This is a genomic window from Cupriavidus alkaliphilus (assembly GCF_900094595.1).
GTDB lineage: Bacteria > Pseudomonadota > Gammaproteobacteria > Burkholderiales > Burkholderiaceae > Cupriavidus > Cupriavidus alkaliphilus.
In genome coordinates this window covers 63,875-83,666 of record NZ_FMAD01000012.1, presented here as the reverse complement: position 1 = coordinate 83,666, position 19,792 = coordinate 63,875, and the positions used below count along the sequence as shown (strand labels likewise).

General features: G+C 57.3%; 12 protein-coding genes and 3 pseudogenes. 5 read left to right on the top strand and 10 right to left on the bottom strand.

What is annotated here, in order from left to right; genetic code table 11:
* Position 1: 1 nt before the first annotated feature.
* From cheZ to GA0116996_RS22680, 4 genes are all read left to right on the top strand, one after another.
* A complete protein-coding gene (cheZ, locus tag GA0116996_RS22695; protein ID WP_092316095.1) occupies positions 2-637 on the top strand; it encodes a protein phosphatase CheZ in 636 nt (211 codons plus the stop codon).
* 551 nt (positions 638-1,188) lie between these two features.
* Positions 1,189-1,479: a hypothetical protein gene (locus GA0116996_RS22690; RefSeq protein WP_092316093.1), complete on the top strand. Its 291-nt coding sequence runs from the start codon at positions 1,189-1,191 to the stop codon at positions 1,477-1,479.
* A gap of 892 nt (positions 1,480-2,371) precedes the next feature.
* Positions 2,372-2,608: a hypothetical protein gene (locus GA0116996_RS22685; protein WP_092316091.1), complete on the top strand. Its 237-nt coding sequence runs from the start codon at positions 2,372-2,374 to the stop codon at positions 2,606-2,608.
* 57 nt (positions 2,609-2,665) lie between these two features.
* On the top strand, positions 2,666-2,980 hold the full coding sequence (locus GA0116996_RS22680; RefSeq protein WP_141693761.1) for a hypothetical protein: 315 nt from the start codon (positions 2,666-2,668) through the stop codon (positions 2,978-2,980).
* 544 nt (positions 2,981-3,524) lie between these two features.
* On the opposite strand, the gene GA0116996_RS22675 is transcribed toward GA0116996_RS22680, so the two are convergent.
* The 3 genes and pseudogenes from GA0116996_RS22675 to GA0116996_RS22660 form a co-directional block, all read right to left on the bottom strand.
* Positions 3,525-5,975 (bottom strand): SIR2 family protein, encoded by a 2,451-nt coding sequence (locus GA0116996_RS22675; RefSeq protein ID WP_092316087.1) that lies wholly within the window; start codon positions 5,973-5,975, stop codon positions 3,525-3,527.
* A gap of 1,046 nt (positions 5,976-7,021) precedes the next feature.
* A pseudogene (gene istB, locus GA0116996_RS22665) lies at positions 7,022-7,810 on the bottom strand (IS21-like element helper ATPase IstB).
* A 79-nt stretch (positions 7,811-7,889) separates the two neighbouring features.
* A pseudogene (locus GA0116996_RS22660) lies at positions 7,890-8,156 on the bottom strand (helix-turn-helix domain-containing protein); the annotation flags it as partial.
* A gap of 1,021 nt (positions 8,157-9,177) precedes the next feature.
* Here GA0116996_RS22660 and GA0116996_RS22650 point away from each other — a divergent pair.
* A complete protein-coding gene (locus GA0116996_RS22650; RefSeq protein ID WP_092316085.1) occupies positions 9,178-10,605 on the top strand; it encodes a DUF2971 domain-containing protein in 1,428 nt (475 codons plus the stop codon).
* A 124-nt stretch (positions 10,606-10,729) separates the two neighbouring features.
* Here GA0116996_RS22650 and hxsC read toward each other — a convergent pair whose 3' ends face one another.
* From hxsC to GA0116996_RS22615, 7 genes and pseudogenes are all read right to left on the bottom strand, one after another.
* A complete protein-coding gene (gene hxsC / locus GA0116996_RS22645) occupies positions 10,730-11,680 on the bottom strand; it encodes a His-Xaa-Ser system radical SAM maturase HxsC (protein WP_244159960.1) in 951 nt (316 codons plus the stop codon).
* Positions 11,681-11,895: 215 nt separating this feature from the next.
* A complete protein-coding gene (hxsB, locus tag GA0116996_RS22640) occupies positions 11,896-13,359 on the bottom strand; it encodes a His-Xaa-Ser system radical SAM maturase HxsB (RefSeq protein ID WP_092316081.1) in 1,464 nt (487 codons plus the stop codon).
* Positions 13,356-13,646, bottom strand: coding sequence for a His-Xaa-Ser system protein HxsD (gene hxsD, locus GA0116996_RS22635; RefSeq protein WP_092316079.1), 291 nt, complete (start codon positions 13,644-13,646; stop codon positions 13,356-13,358). Before hxsD ends, hxsB begins: the two co-directional genes overlap by 4 nt.
* A gap of 57 nt (positions 13,647-13,703) precedes the next feature.
* Complete coding sequence (gene hxsA2, locus GA0116996_RS28395) at positions 13,704-14,000, bottom strand: His-Xaa-Ser repeat protein HxsA2 (protein WP_092316077.1); 297 nt, start codon at positions 13,998-14,000, stop codon at positions 13,704-13,706.
* 541 nt (positions 14,001-14,541) lie between these two features.
* Positions 14,542-14,976, bottom strand: a pseudogene (locus GA0116996_RS22625) (isocitrate lyase); the annotation flags it as partial.
* Between the two features lie 70 nt (positions 14,977-15,046).
* Positions 15,047-17,488 carry a TonB-dependent receptor gene (locus GA0116996_RS22620; protein ID WP_092316075.1) on the bottom strand — a complete coding sequence of 814 codons (2,442 nt, stop codon included), beginning with the start codon at positions 17,486-17,488 and terminating at the stop codon, positions 15,047-15,049.
* Between the two features lie 10 nt (positions 17,489-17,498).
* Positions 17,499-19,721, bottom strand: a complete 2,223-nt coding sequence (locus tag GA0116996_RS22615; RefSeq protein WP_092316073.1) for a TonB-dependent receptor — start codon at positions 19,719-19,721, stop codon at positions 17,499-17,501.
* Positions 19,722-19,792 lie beyond the last annotated feature (71 nt).

Genomic DNA, 19,792 nt, shown 5'->3' with positions numbered 1-19,792 from the left:
CATGACCCCCACCCTGAGCAACGATTCCGCCGAACAACTGATCCTGCGCATCGGCAACCTGACGCGCATGCTGCGCGACAACATGCGCGAGCTCGGCCTGGACAAGGAAATCGAGCGCGCCGCGCAAGCCATCCCCGACGCGCGCGACCGCCTGAACTACATCGCCGCGATGACCGAGCAGGCCGCCGAGCGCACGCTCAACGCGGTCGAACTGGCGCAGCCGATCCAGTCCGACATCGAACAGCAGGCCGAAACGCTGGACAAGCGCTGGGCAGCGTGGTTTGAAAAGCCGGTGGAACTGTCCGACGCCCGCTCGCTGGTGCTGGACACCCGCGCCTTCCTGTCCGAGGTACCCGGGCAAGCCCGCGCCACCAACAGCCACCTGCTCGACATCATGATGGCGCAGGACTTCCAGGACCTGACCGGCCAGGTCATCAAGAAGATGATGGACATGATCCGCGCGCTGGAGCAGGAACTGCTGCAGGTGCTGATCGACAATGTGCCGTCCGAACGCCGCGTGGAAGCGCCGGCACCGTCGACGCTGATGAATGGGCCGCAGGTGAATCCGGAAGGCAAGCCGGATGTGGTGTCGGACCAGGCGCAGGTGGATGATTTGTTGGCTAGTTTGGGTTTCTAAGATTTGGATACCCTGCGGCATTTCGCGATGCCACGTGTTTTCTCCCCTCTCCCGCTTGCGGGAGAGGGGCGGGGGTGAGGGCGGGCGCATCAACGAAGTGAGCCGCATCAACACCTGCGCCCCCACTTCATCCCGGCAATCCGGCGATGAACGCTCTTTTAAGAGTTTGCCCATACTCGCGCTTGCTGCCTCTCTTCATACTGGGTTCGTCGCTGCGTCGTGGCGACCGGGTTTAGCAGCCTGAGTGAGAAAGAGCCGAACGTTCGTCTTCTGGCGGTACCCTTACGTCCGCTGTGCCTGCGCACGCCCCTTCCTTGGGCGGGCCCTGGCAGGGGAGCCTTCGGGCTCGCCGGCTTTCGGCTCTTTCCCGGTCTGCTAACCCTGCCTTGCGCCCGCCCACCCCAATCAGCACCCGGGGAGCGGGACTGAACCTGTATGGATAGGGGGCATTCCCATGCTTCAGTTCTTACTTGCCCATTCTGGGCGATTGGCTATCTCCAGTACTTTCACAATGCAGCGGGGCGCGCGTGCCGCCTATGTGGAGGTGCGCCATGTATAGCCATAGTCATCACGGTATTACCGCGGAACACAATGGTGTCGACATGCTCGTCACCGCTCACACCCCGGGGGAGAACCCGCTAAGTCTTGCGGTACAACGGGCGGCGCAGCTTCATGGGCTATTGCTTATGGCTAGTGAGCATGGGGCTGCTAGTTTGGAGGCGGTGGATTTGGAGCAGGGGGTTTGGGAGGGTTTGCTTTCTCTTGCAGCCACGTTGGCGCATGAGACGCAGGTTTTGAGTGAGTTGGCGGTGGTGGAGGGACAGGGGTTGGAGGTTGATTAACCCTGGGGCGGGGTAGGCAATCGTGCAATTGGCTGCCGACCCTGCTCATGTTCCGCCATCAGCATCGCGGCGCACCCTTTGCGAATCCTGTCTCGCTGAAATCGTCTAGGCAAATCGGCCCGGCTCATTGCGGAGCAGACAGTAGCCGGAGCCGTTCACTCCACGCGAACTGTTTGACCACTTGGCAACTCAGGACTTTCGACTCAATGGAAACCCCGTGGGCTGTCGCAGGTGCCAGAAAACCAGGTAAATGGCGAGAGGCACCGCAGCGATGTAGAAAATTGCGATCGGAATGAATGCAACGCTAGACGCAATGCCGCAAATAGTCCCTGCAACTGGCCAAAGCCAATGACAAGCGCGGTTCTGAATCCAGCGAACGGTCATGACGGCAAGTGATATCCAGGCGAGTAGCGGCAAGGTCACCAGCCAATTTGCACGGATGGACCCGGCCACGGCTGAGGTGGCAAACATAAGCGACACAAGAACAGCAATGGAGGCCCCGCCCCAGGATGCAAGGGCGGCGGCCACACGTGTGCCTTTAGCTCGTGAGTATTTCGTTCGGGTCCGCATTTTTCACCTTAGCGATTTGGGCAGTCTGGCCGATGCCTGGGCCCGCAGTTTAGGGCGCAATCAGTCCATCGCCGGTAGCGCGTTCCAGGCATTCTAGCGAGGCCGGTGGCCTGGCGCGCCACGCACTGTTGTGGCCCGCAGACACCCCACTTCGCCATACTGGCTTGCCCGGCCTGTCCCTTGTAGTTTCGGATTTGCCGCCATTGGCGCATTCGGACCGCATCGGTCCTTGCGCCGGGAACAGCCGGAGCGCCGAGGCAATCTTCTCGCTGACAAGTCGGCCCAACACGCCAGCCCAACAATATGTGGAAGTACGCAACCATTGCCGGCCAACCCTTCGACACTGGGGATCCTGCTCGGGGCCTGTGTACTGCCCTACATCGCCGCAGCTGCCATCGCGCTGTACTGGCCCGCGCCATCGAGTCCGTTCGGACTGGACTTTGCCGATACGATGCTGGCCCGTCCGGTGCCGTCGGTATCCGGCTATATCAAGCAATCGCACTTTCCGCATGCAACGGCCGCCAATTTCGTGCTGTCTGCCGTGCTGTTTCTGCCTTAGCTGATATTGGGATTGCTGCGTCCGCTGGACGTGCTCTATTTTGAGTCCGTGAGGCGGATGGATGCCTACAAGCGCGAATATCAGGGCAGGTCCGGGCTGACCCGCGCCATCGTGTTGCTCTTCTGTCCGGTGGGAATATGGGGTACCTGGATGCAGCCGGGCTATCAGTTTGGCCTGTTGCCTGTCCACGAGGCGCGATGGGCGTTGGCAATTGGAGGTCCGCTTCTCAACTTCTACACGCTGTCCTATTTCATGCTGCTCGGCGGTGTCATGAGCGTTCGATTCTGGCCGGAATTCAGGATTCCCCGCAGCAATGGCCGATCTGACCTGACATGTCACCGATCTCGCAGTGTGGCGCGCCAGCGTCGATGATGCCCGTTGTATGTCCCTCGCACGGCCGTTATCGACCCGCTGCCGTCCTTTAGTTCGCAGCGACGTCAACGGCCGTTCTCAAAAGTCCAACGGTCATTCGCTCAGGCAGCGTCGGCTGCAGCCGAGAATAGCTCCCTTCCTCGCGCGCCAGGACCGGAAGGGATTGACCTACCTGGACGTCGCCGCCGGCAGTGGCATGGGCCGGGGCTTTACATAATCTTCTGCCGACTCGACAAGTTTGCAGGTTGAGGCGATTGTCTATTCACAAGCGAAACTGAACGCCGTGGCCCGGCGCCTGAACGAGCGTCCGCGCAAGACACTGCACTTCGATACACCGGCTGAACGATTCCATTAATCCGTTGCATCGACCGGTTGAATCCACACTGAGGAACAGTCATTCCAGTCTTTTGGCCAAAGAATTGGCCGTTGAACGAGTGCCTCTAGACGTACGTCTCACAGCCATGGGTGGTCACCGATGGCTCTGAGACTTAATGCATCTCGGCGCATGAAAAAAAGTCATAGAGCGCCAATTGCTATTGACCGCTCATTTTTTTCCGACTTTGATCTTCGAGAGAATCGCTTCAAGCATATCGGCGACTCGAATTATTATGCGCGGACGGCTACCCGGCCAGATGTCTGACATTGCTTGTGTCAGTTCTGCATGCAGAGTTTTGCATGCTCGCTCAAAGGTTGCCTTTTGGGTTTTAGAGAATATTGCGAACTTCTTGTCGAAGATTTCATTATATATTTCAACCTGTCGATATTTGTGAACATCGTCCGCTAACGAACGCAGAAGCCTGTGACCATCCGCGAATAATTGAAACGATCTTGCCGAATCCTCAACCGAAATAGATTGCAGAAGGAATAGGCGTGCTTGCTGGGTGTCAAGATGGTCAGTATGGTAATTATGTTTTTTCTCCGCTAACGCATAAGCCTGGTCGAAGTACCCCTGAGCCTTAGCGTAATGTTTATACGTAAGCTGAGCCATCCCATATTGCAACCAGAAATGTGGATCAGTTTTAAGCCACGAAATTTCGCGCTTCAGATTTTCATAATATCGAACCAGATTCTGCATGCGCTGCTTCGCAGGCAAAAATCGCTCGACAACTGAGAATCTCAATAAACTTTTTTGAATATCTCGCAGATCAGCGGTTCCATCGTCAATGGCCGAAACGATTTTCAGCAGTTGATCTACGATGTATGTAGCTTGAAATTGCTGCGAAATAATTGAAATAGCAAATATGCTAGATCGTGCGGCAATCTTTACCCCCTGGACTCGAAAAATCTGTCGAAAACTCTCGTTACTGAGCAACTCGGAAGAATAAATTGCATCGTTTAATGCGATTTCTGAAATCAGGCTGGAATTGAGAGGCCTGTCGTTCGCAGCGAGTAGTGCAATGGAGAATATTGTGTCCCTGTGCTGTGAATTGGATAACAAACCGCTCATAAGCTCTCGTACGCGATCAATCATCTGGGGGGATGATAAAAGGGACAACAGATTCAACGAGAGTTGTCTATGATGATCATAGTTTACAATGGACTGTTTAGAGTGAAGAGGCAAGGCTGCCTTCTCCCCCCAATATCCGATGTTGTCCATGATTTCGATGAACTGGTCCGCCTCTTTTGGGGATAGATCATCCAAGGATATTTCATTCAGTTCCAAGCCTACTTGAACCAACCAAGGGCGAAAACGTTCGTGGATGCTCGTTCGTGCGGCAATGATGAGTTTAAGTTTCTCTGGCCTTAACTCCGCGTAATGAGAAAGCAGATCAATATTCTGCTCATAAGAGTCGATGATCAAACAACCACTTATGTCTTTTTTAACAATTGTCTCAAGATCGTCGTGTTGATGTGCGTCTGCCTGATCTGCGGTAAAAACTCGAACGCCGTTCAACGCTAGTTGGCTTCTGAGGGCACGGATAAATGTGGATTTTCCATTCCCAAATTCTGCTACGACGACCAATTTTGCATTCGCATCCAGCAATTTTTTCGCATACTCTATATCGTCGCGAGAAATCAGAAGAGGCGCTCCCTTTGCACCCACTACGGCAGCATCGATAATTTCATCGGAGGCCTCGCCGCGCATTAAAAATGTATCAACATCAACGTCGCGTATTTCAATATCATCCTCACTAAACTGATACTCCCAAAGGCTCGCAAGAACCAATTCCTCCGGCTCAGCAATAAAATCGTCTACCTCTTGAGCAAGAGCCTTAGCGAAAGCTTCCACTCCTATTGGCAAAATCGATCCAAATTGCTCGATCGTAAATTGATCTCGCCCTTTCTTTAAGGAGCGCGTGATGAAGAATGTCTTTTCGCGATATGTAGGATTCGAGTGGAGAATCTTTTGAACTTCGATGTCATACATCGAATACCCGACAAAGATTATTGCGGAGGAAAAATCCAGATCTCGTTGGAATTGATATCGCCATTTTGACGTCAAAAAAGAATCTGGCGAAAGATAAGATGAATTCGTCAGTTTGAAATCGTTATTGAGCGTTTCAGGACTTAAATTTCTAAGCGAGCCATTCAAGTGTACGCAGATACTATTTCGCGCCGAAAACTCAGATGGATTTGACGACAGATCAACTGGATCGAATATTTTTCCCGCCTTTTCGGCGGCGCGCTCGAAGCACATGTCGTAGTTTGTCGTATACACCCGGCGCCAAGGCATAGAGGCAATAGTGACATGATGATCTTCCACTGAGCTAACGGAAAAAGTCTCGCGAAGCAACTTAATCAGAGCGCCTTTGTCTCCATTACTATCTAAATATCGGGACGACGCATAGCGCAAGTCTTTTTCCGCATCGAAATTTTGAAGATCTGCAATTTTTTGCGCCAAATTTGACGCCAAAGGCATTTCTTCGTTGTCTATGCCACGCGCAGAAGCAGAGAACCCAGACCCTAAAAATAATATCGAATTTCGCGTTGCGATATGGCGGATCACGTCAGCCAAAAGCATTTCTTCAGAGGCCGCGGAAGCGAAAGCAATCATATTTATTAACCTCTCATTATTATTTGAATAAATACTTTGAAGACATATGCATCAAAAACCGTTGCTTAACCAGATCATTTAATGGAGCTCTTGCTTTTCGCGTCAAGAATTTCCTTATTTTTTTGAAAAATTAAACTGCTCTGATTCAACGCAATTGAGGTGCGCAGACCGTGATGCAGTATTTCTAATCTCCCCAGAGGCCATTACCTTTTATCGTTCCCATATCGTAGGTAAGAATTCACAGCCAACAGCTTGGCTCAATTTTGCCATCCGGCTCGTGTGATGTCGAGGCTACCAGAATCTATGCGATATAGGTTCCATGTGTTGCCCGAGACTCTACTAGTCCTTCGACCGATAATGGCTGTTACGTTCGATCGCGATCAGACAGCGTACAATTTGCGCCTTGATGAACCACACTTGTTACTGGTCTGTTCTCCTTCTCAAAGCGCGTCGTCACTTTTGATGCGCTTGACTGTACTCTCAAATTTCGTGTGACCGAATAGGAATCGTTCGGCATGGCGGGAACAGGTCATTCACACACATTGACGATCAGTAGTTGCCGATCAGGCGATGTAGGCTGTCATCTCTTGAGCGACCGCTCTCCTAAGTGGGGCAGTCGCTCAATCGTCTGTTCAAGCGCTCAGCCCGTGGCCGCATGTGGGCGGGACCCCGGATGATCTTCCGAAGCTCCGACCGTCCTTGCCCACAACGGACGCTCGACATACCGGGGGGGCCAAGGCCCACTCGAAGGACGCTAAGCGATCCGCGCTTTGTTTGAACGCGAATTCGCGCTTGCCAAGATGACCTGCATCGTCGAAGCAATCCATGAAGCAGAAGTAGTCGCAGCACTCGAGTGGCGTGACCCCATAGGCTTACTCGGCTGCGGTTTCCTCACCGTCCGTGATAGCCGCATAGCCTGCCAAAGAGGCTACTGGGACAAACTGTCGTTCCTCAAATTGCACGGCCTGCCTATGTGTCAACGCCGATTTAAAACAGACCCACTTTGCCAAGGATCGTCGAAGTAAAACTGACCCACCTGGCTCCCGTCAGCCGGCCGCCTTGACGGCAGTCCGGCTGTTCGTTTGTCCCGCGCGGCGCTTGTCCTTGAGCCGGTAGCTCTCGCCCGTAATTTGCACGATGTGGGCGTGATGCAGCAGCCGGTCAAGCATCGCTGCCGTCAGCGTCTGGTCATCGTCGAACGCAGTTGCTCATTGTGCGAACGGCAGGTTGCTGGTCAGCACCATCGAACCACGCTCGTAGCGCTTGGCCACGACGTTGAAGAACAGGTTCGCTTCCTCCCGCCCGAATGGCAGGTAGCCGATTTCATCGACCACCAGCAGCCTGGGCCCCATCACCGCCCGATTGAAGTACTCGCGCAGCCTCCCTTGCTGTCGCGCAGTGGCCAGTTGCATCATCAGGTCAGCCGCCGTCAGGAAGCGCGTCTTGATACCTGCCTGCGTGGCCCGGTAGGCCGGCGCCGTGGCCAGATGCGTCTTGCCCACCCCGGACGGCCCGAGCAGCACGACGTTCTCTGCGCGCTCGATGAACGCCAGGCTGCCCAGCTCCTGTATCTGCATGCGCGGCGCGCCGCTGGCGAAGCCGAAGTCATATTGCTCCAACGTCTTCACCGACGGCAGCGTCGCCAGCTTGGTCAAGACCTGGCGCTTGCGTTCCTCGCGGGCGGTAACCTCGACATTGAGCAGCCGCTCCAGGAAGTCGGCCAGGCTGGCGTCCTCGTTTGCCACGCGCTGCGCCAGCGCTCCCCACTCCAGCGCCACGCGGTCAAGCTTGAGCTGGCCGCACAGACCGGCATTGCGCTCGTGCTGCAGATTCATGCTGCTACCTCCAGCAGGCTGTCATACACCGCCAGCGGATGCTGCAAGCTCTCGCGCGGGATGGGCCGAACAGGCTTGGGTAGCCGCGCTCGTGCAACTCTCGCAGCAGCACCGTCGCCGGAATCCAGCGAGGACGTGCCGCCGCGATTCGCGTCAGCAAATATGCGTGGTGTGGTGCGAGCTTGGTCACCTTGGGCTCTCGCGGCCCGTAGCGGCAAGCCTGTTCGTCACGCAAATACCGCCGCACCGTGTTGCGCGACAGACCCGTCTGCCGCGCTATCTCCCTCACTCCCGTACCTCGTCTCGCCAATACCCTGATTTCCACGGCTTGCTCCTGTGTCAGCATCGACGGCAAATCCGCCATCCTCCACCAGGTGGGTCAGTTTTACTTCGGCGGGCTGGGTCATTTTTGCATCGGCGCTAACAGCTCATCACACAGTTCGTCTCCTCCCGACGGCACAGGGAGCCGGAATTCTGTACCGTTACCACACATGTTCAGTGGAATCTTTATCAAGCGTGCATGGTGGGGTCCTGTTTTTTTTAGCGCGAACGTGGCCACTAGGAGCGCGACGACCCAGTCGTCGCGTCTAAGGACTTCACCGGTATCTTGTCTCTCGCTGCTCTTCCAGAGTGTGAGTCGGCCGTGGACGGCTGGCGGCTTGAGTTCCTCTTCCGTACAACGCAGCCTGCTTTCCTAAGTCCGCTCTTGGCCAATTTCGGCCGTCATCCCCTCCACTTGTTCCAAGCCGCCAACGACCAAGCGGGGCGGGCGACTTGGACATTTTGCTTCACACCTCAGGCGCGGTTGATACGCCATCTGCTGCAGTGTCCTTCAGTGACTGAACCAAGTTGCGAAGCGCAGGTATTTCCTTCCCGAAAGTTATCTCCATTCTCTTCACATGGTCGACAAGCCATCGAATCATTCCCGGCCAACTTTCTCGAATGTCACCGTCGAAGGGCGCTACGCACTCGATGATCGAAACCTTTCTGTCGTCCATGCGGACGGCTAGAAGACCAAGCCTCTCGCGTGTGTCGTCGAATCTATCGAATTCCTTCTGGATGATGAGGAGTTCTTCGCCGAGTGCATCGTGCTGGTTGGCTACCCTCCTTCCTGAGGATGGCGCCGCTCGATGAATCCTAGCTCGGAGAAGTTGACTTCCTTGAGGTTGACGGTGCAGTTTGAAAGGCTATCAATCTTGAACATTCGTATGGTTCCGAAGCAGTGAGGCGCGGGCCTTTGGGTGCTGCATAGTCTCGGCGGAAATCCATGCGAAATCGGCCGCCAAGCGCGACAAATGCCTGCTATTATCTTTCGCCCAAGTGGCGCCGGTGGGGGCCGGTAGCCAAGAGCGAGAGTAGCGATACACATGCAAGATTATCTTTACCGCTTTCGATCGACACACGCACTTCTTGATGGTTTCCGAGAACTGGAAAATCAAGAGATCTACTTTTGCCCGCCTGAGGGATTGAACGATCCGCTCGAAGGCTTCAAGCACATATTTTGGCGAGGCGATGAGATCGTCTGGCGAAATCTGCTGCGCCACTATCTGCTCAATCTCATGCAGGCCACTTCTCTTGCATTGATTATGGGGCCGGAGTTCAACCCAGAGATGTGCTCGCCCTTCGTGCATCAGATTGACGAGGACTTGCCGAAGGCCCCAATCAGAGAGTGCTATACGGAAGCTTGCAAGGAATTTTTTAAGCACCCCGTTCCGGAACGTTTGATTGCAGCTCTTGCATCGCGTGGGAGAGAAGTCAGACCGAATGAACTGCATTTCTATCTGCGGCTGCTTCACCCGCTGGCAACTCGGAGCGTAAAAGCTGCACTAGATGCACGTCTTCCAGTCGGCGTCTCGGAGACTCGAGCACTAGATGCCGTGATCGATGCGTTAGCTGAGAACCTGAGTGGGCTGTTGGCCATTGGCGAGCAGTCACATGGCTTGGCTGACATCATGTTTTCTGCGAGTGAGGCGCTTTCCTCGCAAGTGTCTCTCATTAACGAGTTCAATAATCCTATCCCCGATGAGAGGCGGTCATCGATGTTTATCGGGTATGACTTCACTGATTTTTATGTAAAGTCTCTAGAGCGACTTCTTTATCCGAATTGGTATGTTGCTTGCTTTGTTGCAGACCCAACAAACTCGGCGATGTGGGGCACTTATGGCGATGGTCATCGTGGAGCGTGCCTGAAATTCAGAGCAAAGGTAGGCCACCAGGATGGCCGTACGCTGGATCTGCATCGAGCGTACGGCTGGCGCACGACCAGCGTGGGCGGAGAACCGATTCTAGGCTATGTGCCGCACCGCTTCGAAGAGGTCCGCTATACGTCGGAGTTCCCACAAGTCAATTTCTTCGAATCAATCGCGACGCTTACCAAGGCAAGACTTGCCGGATTCTGGTTCGCTGGCCCAAATGGTGAACGTAGCACCACCGCACAAAGAATGCTCCGCGAAGACGAGGAATGGAGGCATGAGTACTGGCGCAAATATTCTCACAGTTTCTGCACCAAGTCGGAGGAATGGGCGCATGAGAGGGAGGCGCGCCTCGTATTGCACTCCGGGTTGCTACGATTTGACGACGTGGCGTCACGCAAGCTTCGGTACCGATTTTCGGATCTGGCAGGCATTGCATTTGGTATGAAGACAAGAAACGAGGACAAGCTGCAGATCATGCGACTCATCGATCAGAAATGCGTGAAAGAGGGTAGGAAGGACTTTGAGTTCTACCAGGCGCGCTTCTCCGAGCAGACGAAGAAGATCGACCTGATGCCGCTTAGAATGCTGACAAGCCAGTGACGGGAGCGGCAGATTCATCGCGCTCAAATCTTGCGATCGACGTGCAATAGTTCGACTTGCCGTTTCGTTCTGACGTTGAAACTCGGTGGGTCCGATCAGCGCTCGCTCTGTGTCCCCAGCAAGCCTACATAAATGGCCGAATCGACTTACTGTAGCCGTGCTGAATACCAGAAGCAAAAAACCCGCCACACTCAGCTCGGCGCGTACATGGGCCGCACTCGGACGCGTATTCGTTTTTCCAATCGGAGATCGACTTGACATAAGCCGGTTCGACATCGGGATTCACCAGACATAACTGATGGTTATAAACCGATGTCCGAAGCCCATAGCTCCTCAGAATTCGGACAGCCATACTGAGCTCGGCTTTGTAGTCAGCCGGATCGATCCATAGCGCGTCCAAGTTCGCGCGGGTGAAACCGGTCATCTCCAGCCCCATCAGGGCGACGTGGTCAACAAACAGCAAGTTCCGCGCGATGAATTCGGCGAGTGCTGGCAGTCCTTCATAGGTTTGCTTGTGTACGACCACACGAATCTCGACCTTCTGACCCAGACGCTTCAGGTTCAGAATGCCTCGGATCGTCTCATCAAAGGCACGCTCGGCCTGAACGACATAGTCGTGTCGTGCCGGGTCTGCGGAGTACACCGGGATACCTACCATGACGTCCGGGTGTTGGACTGCCGCATATTGCTCAGCGAACGCTACGTCAGAGAATGTGCGGCCGTTTGAGAGGATGTGCAGAGATGTGCGTGGCAGCCAGTTCTTGATCTGGTGAAGCAAGTCTAGGAAGCCTCTACCGAACAGTGTTGGCTCGCCGCCAGTAATGCCCAGTGAGCGGGTGATCCGCGGAATCAACCGCACCGTTTCCATTGCTTCTTCCAACAGCCAGCGGTCATCGACCTTCTTTGGAGGTTGGGAGCACATCAAGCAATAGTTGTTGCACTGCTCGGTAAGGAGGATGCTGTTGTGTTCAGACGCCGCTCTAAAGAGGGCCCGGATCCTACCGTCATCCGTCAAGCTGACCACGTCACCATCAGCAAGGTAAGAGAATTCTTCGCCTAGCAGCGTGCAAGGCACGTTATCTGCCAAGCTTAGAGGGCGGTTGTTGAACGCGAAGTAATGTGTGAAGCCACCAGGGACCGGGTCTGCGGAGCGTGACAGATAGGCTCGCGATTCTCTCAAAGGGAGCGGGAGATTGCGATTCGTACTGAGCGAGAACTGCCGTCGAGGAGCAGGCACATGTTGCCGAGTGGGCTTGTCCTCAGTTATTCGTATTACACGACCCGAAAGTATCAGCATCGGTTTACCCACCGCATGAAAATTTCCTTCGCTTCGTCGTCCTTGCGCATTTTCTCCAAGAGATACTTGGCAATCCCCATGACCCGCTTGCAAAAGTCCGATTCGGGCTTGCGCCCGAGGACGTCCCCATACATTCCATGGTGAAAGACCGGATCTGCGCCACACCAGGGCTCGAATGCACAATCACTGCACATGGGGGCGGAGGAAGTGAACGAATCCTCAAGGGCAGTCAGAAGTGCGTCGGAGGTGAACATTTCCTCATAGCTGTTCTGATGAACGTTGCCAAGACGGAATGTGGTATCCCCCATCTCACGAAGCATGCGGCTTTCGTCGGATGCATAGACATCTCCGTCATAGTTGAATACGATAGCTGCGATGCCCGCGCCGGCTGGGTTCATCAAATCTACAAATCCGGGATCTTCGGCCGACATCATTTTGGTCAGCAAAAGCGTGGAGTAATACTCAGTGAACGGTGTTCCAGCTTTGTTCAGTTCGAGGATGTATTCCATCCCTTCCTTGTAGAACTCGAGCCACCGGTCGGTGTTGTAAGCCTGAAAACTTTTCGTCTTCAGCGCGAAACCGTAGGGGGAAAGATGACGCAGGAAAATTCCGTCGAAGCCATGCTTCAGATATTCATCGACGATGTCACGAACCCGAGTGAGACTTGTTGGAGCCGTAGTCATTAGCGCCGACACGGAATCGTAGCCTAGGATGTCGCGAGCTCGCTTCAGGCCAGAGACAAAACGTTCATGACTGTCCCGACCTGGACGGGGACGATTTTTGTTATGCAGATCGGAAGGGCCGTCCAGGGAAGACGATAGAAAAATCTTGTGGTCGCGGCAGAACTCCAGGATTTCATCGGTGGCTAGTGACAAGGTTGTTGTAATAACAAACTGCAGATCCCGACCCTCGCCCTTGTTTCGTTGTTCTGCCTTTTGAACAACGTGTCGGATCAGTTCGAAGTTCAAAAGTGGTTCACCACCTTGGAACTCGATCTTAATGGCCGGGTTCGGAGAGCGAAACACAAGGTCGAGGGCCTTGTCCGCCGTTTCGAGTGTCATGTCAAACGCTGCTTTGTTCTCTGATTGTCGAGAGACCTGACAGTACTGGCAGCTATGGTCGCAACGAAGCGACGCGACGAATATATGCAGGTTCGTGAAATTTCGGAGCTTACTAAACTTGGTTCGCGTCTTTAGTGCAAGAAGTTCCAAGCTAGCATCATCGCCGTCTTCACGCAGGAAATGCCGAGACCTCAACATGCTGTAGTCGGGATCGGTCGGGCTTAAACGATGCGCTACAAGGTTCTCGAGCTGACTACGGGAGAGGAAAGCAAACTCACCGACTGCATTGGTGGCAACGACGCTTTGGTCATCCAGGGCTTCAAAGCGGAATGGAAGCAACTGATATTGACCCGACCGCTTGACTTGATAGCTTTCAAGGCTACGAAACTTGCTCATTGCTGCAGCCCTGTACGGGAAAAGGCGTAAGCGAGAATCAGGTTCCTGGCTGGCTCTGTTTCTCGTTTGATCTGCAAGCGGAGCTGCTGATCGAGTAGTTCACGTTTGAAGTCGGCCAGGACGTCGCCTATGGGCATTTGGGTGCCCACGACCAAATCAAGCTCACAAATCACTATGCCTTGTCCTTGGGAGATGAGGATGGTGAGACGGTCAATGAACCTATAAGCTGCCTTCTGTACAGCTTCCAAACTGTAGACTGCGGCATCCAATTCCAAGCGTGTCGTCATGGCGACCTCATTGAAAGCCGACTCCTTGCGGGAGTCGGCTTCAAGCAGTTTTCTAATTTAATAGCGGCTGGAGTAGTGCGACGAATGAGAACGGTGCGATGAATGCGAAGAGTGCGATTGGTGATAGGCCATCAGGGACCCTTGCTCATCAGCTGCCCGCTTCAACACAAAGTTGAAGGCGTCTCCCGTCGAATCTATTACGGCGATGACTTCTAGGGTCTTAGCATCGATAGAAGCGGTCGACGAGGCATCAACGGAATGGGTTGGCGCCTGGGCTCGTAACGGCGCTGCATCGGTGGCATGGGTCGCGAACCCTGCTGCGACAGCAGCAAAAGTCTTCAAAAATCCTTTCATAGTCCCCTCTCCAAAACCTATTGATTTAATGGTCTAACATCAGCGAGAGAATGCGCTCGTCACTGTGATGACGTAGCCACAAACGAGGACATGGAGGATGTAAGTGTCGGGTTACGTCATGTAAATAAGTGTAACCAACGGACAAGCTTTTTGCGCCACCAAGATGGGGGGTGTGCTTATGCGGTTATGGGCACATTTCGCATTATTGACACTGCTAAGTGGTCATATGGCCGCACTGATGGCGGTGGACGTATCCAGACTTTTTACGAAGTACACAGGCAAATGAAAAAGCTTCTCGTTACAGCCCATTACGGGATTGGCGGTGCGCAGTTAACTGACCGGAATGAAGCGGTCATTCGAGCCATAGCGCACGAAGCGCATGATTCATAAGTACAACGTGCCTTCCAAAGGGGCAACTGGAACAAACTGTCCTTCCTCAATTGCAGGGCCTGCCCCTTGAATAATCAGCAACGGCGTCCAGGCTCAAAAGAAGAACGCCAGCCCATACGGACTGGCGTTCTTACTTTAGGCCCCACCAGAATCAAAACTGATTCATAGTGTTGTCCTTCCCTGCCGCCTTCAGCGCCGCTTCCCCGCTGAAGTACTCCTTGTGATCATCCCCAATGTTCGACCCAGAAATATTCTGGTGCTTGACACAAGCGATCCCCTGCCGGATTTCCTTGCGCTGCACGCCAGCCACATAACCCAGCATGCTCTGGTCGCCAAAGTATTCCTTCGCCAGGTTTTCCGTCGACAGAGCGGCGGTGTGGTACGTCGGCAGCGTGATCAGGTGGTGGAAGATGCCGGCTTCGCGCGAGGCATCAGCCTGGAAGGTGCGAACCTTCTCGTCGCCCGGCTTGGCCAGTTCGGTGTCGTCGTATTCGACGCTCATCAGCTGGGTGCGGTCGTAGGTCGACACGTCCTTGCCCGCGGCCTTCATCGCGTCATAGGCTTGCTTGCGGAAATTCAGGATCCAAGGCCCAGATCGCCGGCATGGCCAACGCGATCCACAGCAGGTGGGTGGCCCCATAAACACAAACCCCCGCCTAAAGATCCACCACTACCGATGCCAGCACCGTCCGCGGATCGGCCGGCGCCATTCCACCATAGGCATCGACCGCAGCCCAGCCGCGCCGGTTCAGCACATTGCGCACGTTGAGCCGGAATGTTGCCGTATGCCGGCCAAGCCCGGTGCGATAGCGTAGGCCGATGTCGAAGCGGGTCCAGGCGGGAATGTGCTGGGTATTGGCTGCGTCGACGTACTGCCCACCGGTATAGGCCATGGCGCCGGTCAGCGTCAGGCCTGGCAGCCACGCCATATCCCATTCGACACCCAGATTGCCTTGCAGCGATGGCACGCCGACAGGCACCTTGCCCTGCGAGACGGCGCTGCGGGTGATCGTGGCATCCAGCCACATCGCGCTGGCGTTGACGCGAACACCTTGCAGGGGTGTGCCATAGAGTCCCAGCTCGATGCCGCGATTCCGTTGTTCCCCGCTGACCGCGAACGCGCCTCCCGACATTTCGCCGCCCGGCTTCGTGATCTGGAACGCGCTGGCGGTGGCGATCAGGCGGTTGATTTCCACCTTGGCACCCACCTCGTATTGGACAGAGCGATAGGGCGCGAACACCTCGCCGGCATTGGTTGCCGACGTGGGTGCGGTATCACCCTTGCCGAGCCCCTCGATGCGATTGGCATACAGGGAAATGTTGTCACGCGGCTGGACCAGGATCCCGAGCATGGGCGTAACGGCCCCCCGGTCGTAGCGGCCGGTGGTCGCGCCGTCGGGGCTGAAATTGTCTGACCGGATGCGCTGGTAGCGTACCCCCAGCGTCAGCTGCAGCCGGTTGTCCCAGGCAGCCAGGGTGTCGACCAGTGCCAGGCCGGAAAGCGTGGTCTGCGAGATCTTGGGCACATCGTCCGGTGCCGGGATCGCTTGCGGCGGAAGCGTCACCGGTGCATAGATGTTCGTCAGCGATGTCACGCTGGCATTCACCAGGCCGCGCTCGAGCTGATCGCGATAGCCGCTGACCACCAGTCCGACCCGGTGCCTGAGCGGGCCCGTGTCGAACGTGCCCCGCAGCCCAGCCTCCGCGCTGGCACGCGCGACATTGAAGCGATAGTTGGTATCCAGGACTGTCACATCGCCCCGTTCATTGATGATGGTGGGTGCGATGGCAAACAGCCGCGATACGCGGGTACGTCCGCCGCCGCCGTGGATAAACCCCTCCAGTTGATCGCTGAACCGGTAGACAGCACGCAGCAATACAGAATGATCGCTGATGCCGGAAGACTCCCACGACTGCGAGATATTGCGATGGCCGTCTGGCGCGTCGGGAACGCCGATGCCCGGCACGATATGGAGCAAGCGCGAGGGCGCGGCGATGGATTCGCGCTGGACGATCGCATCCAGCGTCGCGCGCAAGCGGCTGCCTTGATAGTCGAGCGCCAGCGCACCCACCCCGGCGCGGCGCGATTGCTGATCCAGGCCGGTGCCGCCGCTGCGATACCCGCCGTTGAATCGCACGCCGAAATCCTGCTGCGGCCCGTACCGGCGGCTCAGATCCACCGATGCGCCGACTTGCACGGCCGATGCATAGTCTGCGCCAAGCTGCGTCGCATCCGATTCGGTGGCGCGTTTCGGCACGATATTGATGCCGCCGCCAACGCTGCCGCCGGGGGCCATCCCTGTCAGCACGGCCGTGGGACCTTTGATCAGTTCGATGCGTTCGACGTAGCCGGTGGACACGCGATAGTTCGACGCCACGCCGTACACCCCATCGAACGCGATTTCGCCAAAATTTCCGTTGCTGAAGGGAAATCCGCGAATCGTGTAAGCGTCGAGAATGCCGCCTGGCTTGCTGACCGACCGTACCGACGCATCGCTCTCGATCATGTCGCCGACCGTGCGCGCCTGCTGATTCTGTATCGCCTGGGCCGTGTAGCCGACCGTGCTCAGTGGCGCGTCCATGAGGTCGGTATTGCCCAGTAGCCCCAGGCGCGTCCCGCGTGCCAGCTGGCCGCCTGGGGCCGCGGCAGGAGGCTCACCCGGCATGGAGCCGGACACGGTGACGGTAGGCAGGATCTGCACCGCCTCGGGTTTCCCGGCCAGCACTCCGTCACGCCTGCGTACCTGATACCCGCCGTCGGGCAGGGCCACGGCTTCCAGGCCGCTGCCAGCCAGCAATGTCCGCAGGCCGTCCGCAACGGTGTAGCGACCACGCAATCCCGGGCCGTGCAGGCGGCCGACCATCGTGGCGTCGTAGGCGAGGTCGATGCCCGAGACTTGTGCGAAGCGGATCAGCGCAGGACCCAGCGGGCCCGCGGCGATCGCATACTCGCGGCTGTCGGATGGCGGCGCATGTGCCGGCGCATGTGCCGACGCATTTGCCGGCGCCTGGGCCGCAGCCTCGGGCACCAGCGCCGCCACCGCGAGCGCCAGCGCGACGATGACCGACAACAGGGTCGCACGGCAGCTCGCGGTCATGGCCCTCGCATCAGAAGTCCACCGTCATCGACGCCAGGACGGTGCGCGGCGCACCGAGCGATACCGTGCCGAACGATGCCACGCCCGACCAGTAGCGGCGGTCGAACGCATTGATCACGCTGGCGCGGAAGGTGGTGGCCTTGCCCGCCACCCTGGTGCGATAGCGCGCGCCGAAGTCAAAGGTGGTCCAGGCCGGCACCGACTGCGTATTGGCCTGGTTCACATAGGCCTTGCCGGTATAGTTGACGGCGCCCGTCAGCGTCAGGCCCTGCAACCACGGCAGGTCCCACTCGGCGCCGAGGTTGGCCATGACGTTGGGCACGCCAACCGGACGATTGCCCTGCGTGGCAGCGCTGTTGGTCTTGGTCAGCTCGGCGTCCAGCAGCGTTACGCCGCCCAGCAGGCGCACGCGCTTGAGCACTTCGCCCGACACCGTCAGTTCCAGGCCCTGGTTGCGCTGCTCGCTGTCGACGGCATAAGCCGTGCCGTAGAGCTGGCCGCTCGGCTTGGTCATGCGGAATGCTGCCAGCGTGGCGATCAGCGCTCCGCTGTCGATCTTTACGCCAACCTCCTGCTGCTTGGTCTTGTACGGTGCGAACACCTGCCCGGCGTTCGAAGCCGTGGCCGGCGCGATATCGCCCTTGCTCAGGCCTTCCACGTAGTTGGCGTAGAACGACACGTTGCGCCACGGCTTGAACACGATGCCAGCCAGCGGCGTGACGGCACTTTCCTCGTAAGCGGCCGACTTCGCGCCGGTGGCCGCGACGTAGTTGTTCGACTCCACGTTCTGGTAGCGCAGCCCCAGCGTCAGGGCGACGCGGTCATCCATCGCGCTCAGCGTATCGATCAGCGCCACGCCGGACAGCGTGGAGTCCGACACCTTCGGCACGAACCGGGGCGCCGCGATGGACTGTTCCGGCCTTGCCACCGGCGCGTAGATATTCGATTGCACCGGGGTGCCGGACACGTTGGCATTGGCAATGCGGTCCGAGTACAGGTTGGCCTGCAGCGCCAGCGCATGACGCACCGGGCCCGTATCGAACTTGGCGCGCACGCCGGTATCGAACGACGCGCGGTTGATCTGGAAGCGCCAGCGCTGCATGGCCGACGAGGTATCGCCGGCGGCATTGAGGATCGTTGGGGTCTGGTCGGACAGGCGCGCGACGTCGGAACGGGTGCCGCCGGCGTCGGCAAACACGGTCACGTTGTCGGCGACGTCATATTCCACACGCAGCAGCGTGGAGATGTCATTCGACTTCCACCAGCCCCAGGGCTGCGACACGTTGCGGCGGCCATCCGGCGCTGCGGGCGCCTGCACGCCGCTGGCGACCAGGAACGGGCGCGTGGGCGCATCGGTCCATTGGTACTGCTCGATGAGGTCGAGCGAGGCGCGCAAGCGCTCGCCGCGGTAGTCCAGCGACAGCGCGGCCACTTCGGCCCGCGACTTCTGATTGTCCAGCGGCGTCGGCCCCTGGCGGTGCAGGCCGTTGAAGCGGATGCCCCATTCCTTGCCTTCACCGAAGCGGCGGCTCAGGTCGACGGCGCCGCCGACCTGGGCATCCGAGGTGTAGTCCAGTGTGAAGCGGGTAAGGTCCGTGGCGCCGGCACGCTTGGGCACGAGATTGACCACGCCGCCCACGCCGCTGTTCGGCGACATGCCGTAGAGCATCGCCGCCGGGCCCTTGAGCACCTCCACGCGTTCGATGTACTCGGTGAACAGATGGTAGTTCGGCGACACGCCATAGACGCCGTCGAATGCTACTTCTGACAGGTTGCCTTCGTTGATCGGGAAGCCGCGGATCATGAACGAGTCCGTCACGCCGCCGATCTGGCCCGTGAAGCGTGTCGACGGGTCGCTGCCCAGTACCTCGGCCAGCGTCACGGCCTGCTGGTCTTCGAGGCGCTGGGCGGTGTAGTTGGTGGTGGCGAACGGCGTGTCCATGACGTCACGGTTGCCGAGCAGGCCGAGTCGCCCGCCACGCGCGGTCTGGCCGCCGGCATAGGGCTGGGGCAGTTCGCCCGAGGGCTCGGCGGCAGCCGTCACGGTCACGGCCGGCAAGGTGGCGGCGGTGGTGGCGGTGGTGGGGGCCTGCGGTTCCGCCGTTGCGGTTTGCGCCCGCAATGCCGGCGATGCCCCGGTTGCCCCGACGGCAAGGCAGAACAACGCGGATCGCAAGGCAGCCGTCATCGGGCTGAGCGCGGGAAGGGCGGGCTGAAGGTCGTTGGCAGGCATGATTCTCGGTTCCGGCAGTAAGTTGAGTTGCGTTACTGCCTGTAAAGCCGGACGAGAATCCGGATCCCCTC

Bases quoted from the DNA above. Each gene is read 5' to 3' on its own strand.
- GA0116996_RS22620 (WP_092316075.1), bottom strand. From the start codon at position 17,488: ATGACCGCGAGCTGCCGTGCGACCCTGTTGTCGGTCATCGTCGCGCTG.
- GA0116996_RS22680 (WP_141693761.1), top strand. From the start codon at position 2,666: ATGGATGCCTACAAGCGCGAATATCAGGGCAGGTCCGGGCTGACCCGC.
- cheZ (WP_092316095.1), top strand. From the start codon at position 2: ATGACCCCCACCCTGAGCAACGATTCCGCCGAACAACTGATCCTGCGC.
- hxsD (WP_092316079.1), bottom strand. From the start codon at position 13,646: ATGACGACACGCTTGGAATTGGATGCCGCAGTCTACAGTTTGGAAGCT.
- hxsB (WP_092316081.1), bottom strand. From the start codon at position 13,359: ATGAGCAAGTTTCGTAGCCTTGAAAGCTATCAAGTCAAGCGGTCGGGT.
- GA0116996_RS22675 (WP_092316087.1), bottom strand. From the start codon at position 5,975: ATGATTGCTTTCGCTTCCGCGGCCTCTGAAGAAATGCTTTTGGCTGAC.
- GA0116996_RS22690 (WP_092316093.1), top strand. From the start codon at position 1,189: ATGTATAGCCATAGTCATCACGGTATTACCGCGGAACACAATGGTGTC.
- GA0116996_RS22650 (WP_092316085.1), top strand. From the start codon at position 9,178: ATGCAAGATTATCTTTACCGCTTTCGATCGACACACGCACTTCTTGAT.
- GA0116996_RS22615 (WP_092316073.1), bottom strand. From the start codon at position 19,721: ATGCCTGCCAACGACCTTCAGCCCGCCCTTCCCGCGCTCAGCCCGATG.
- hxsA2 (WP_092316077.1), bottom strand. From the start codon at position 14,000: ATGAAAGGATTTTTGAAGACTTTTGCTGCTGTCGCAGCAGGGTTCGCG.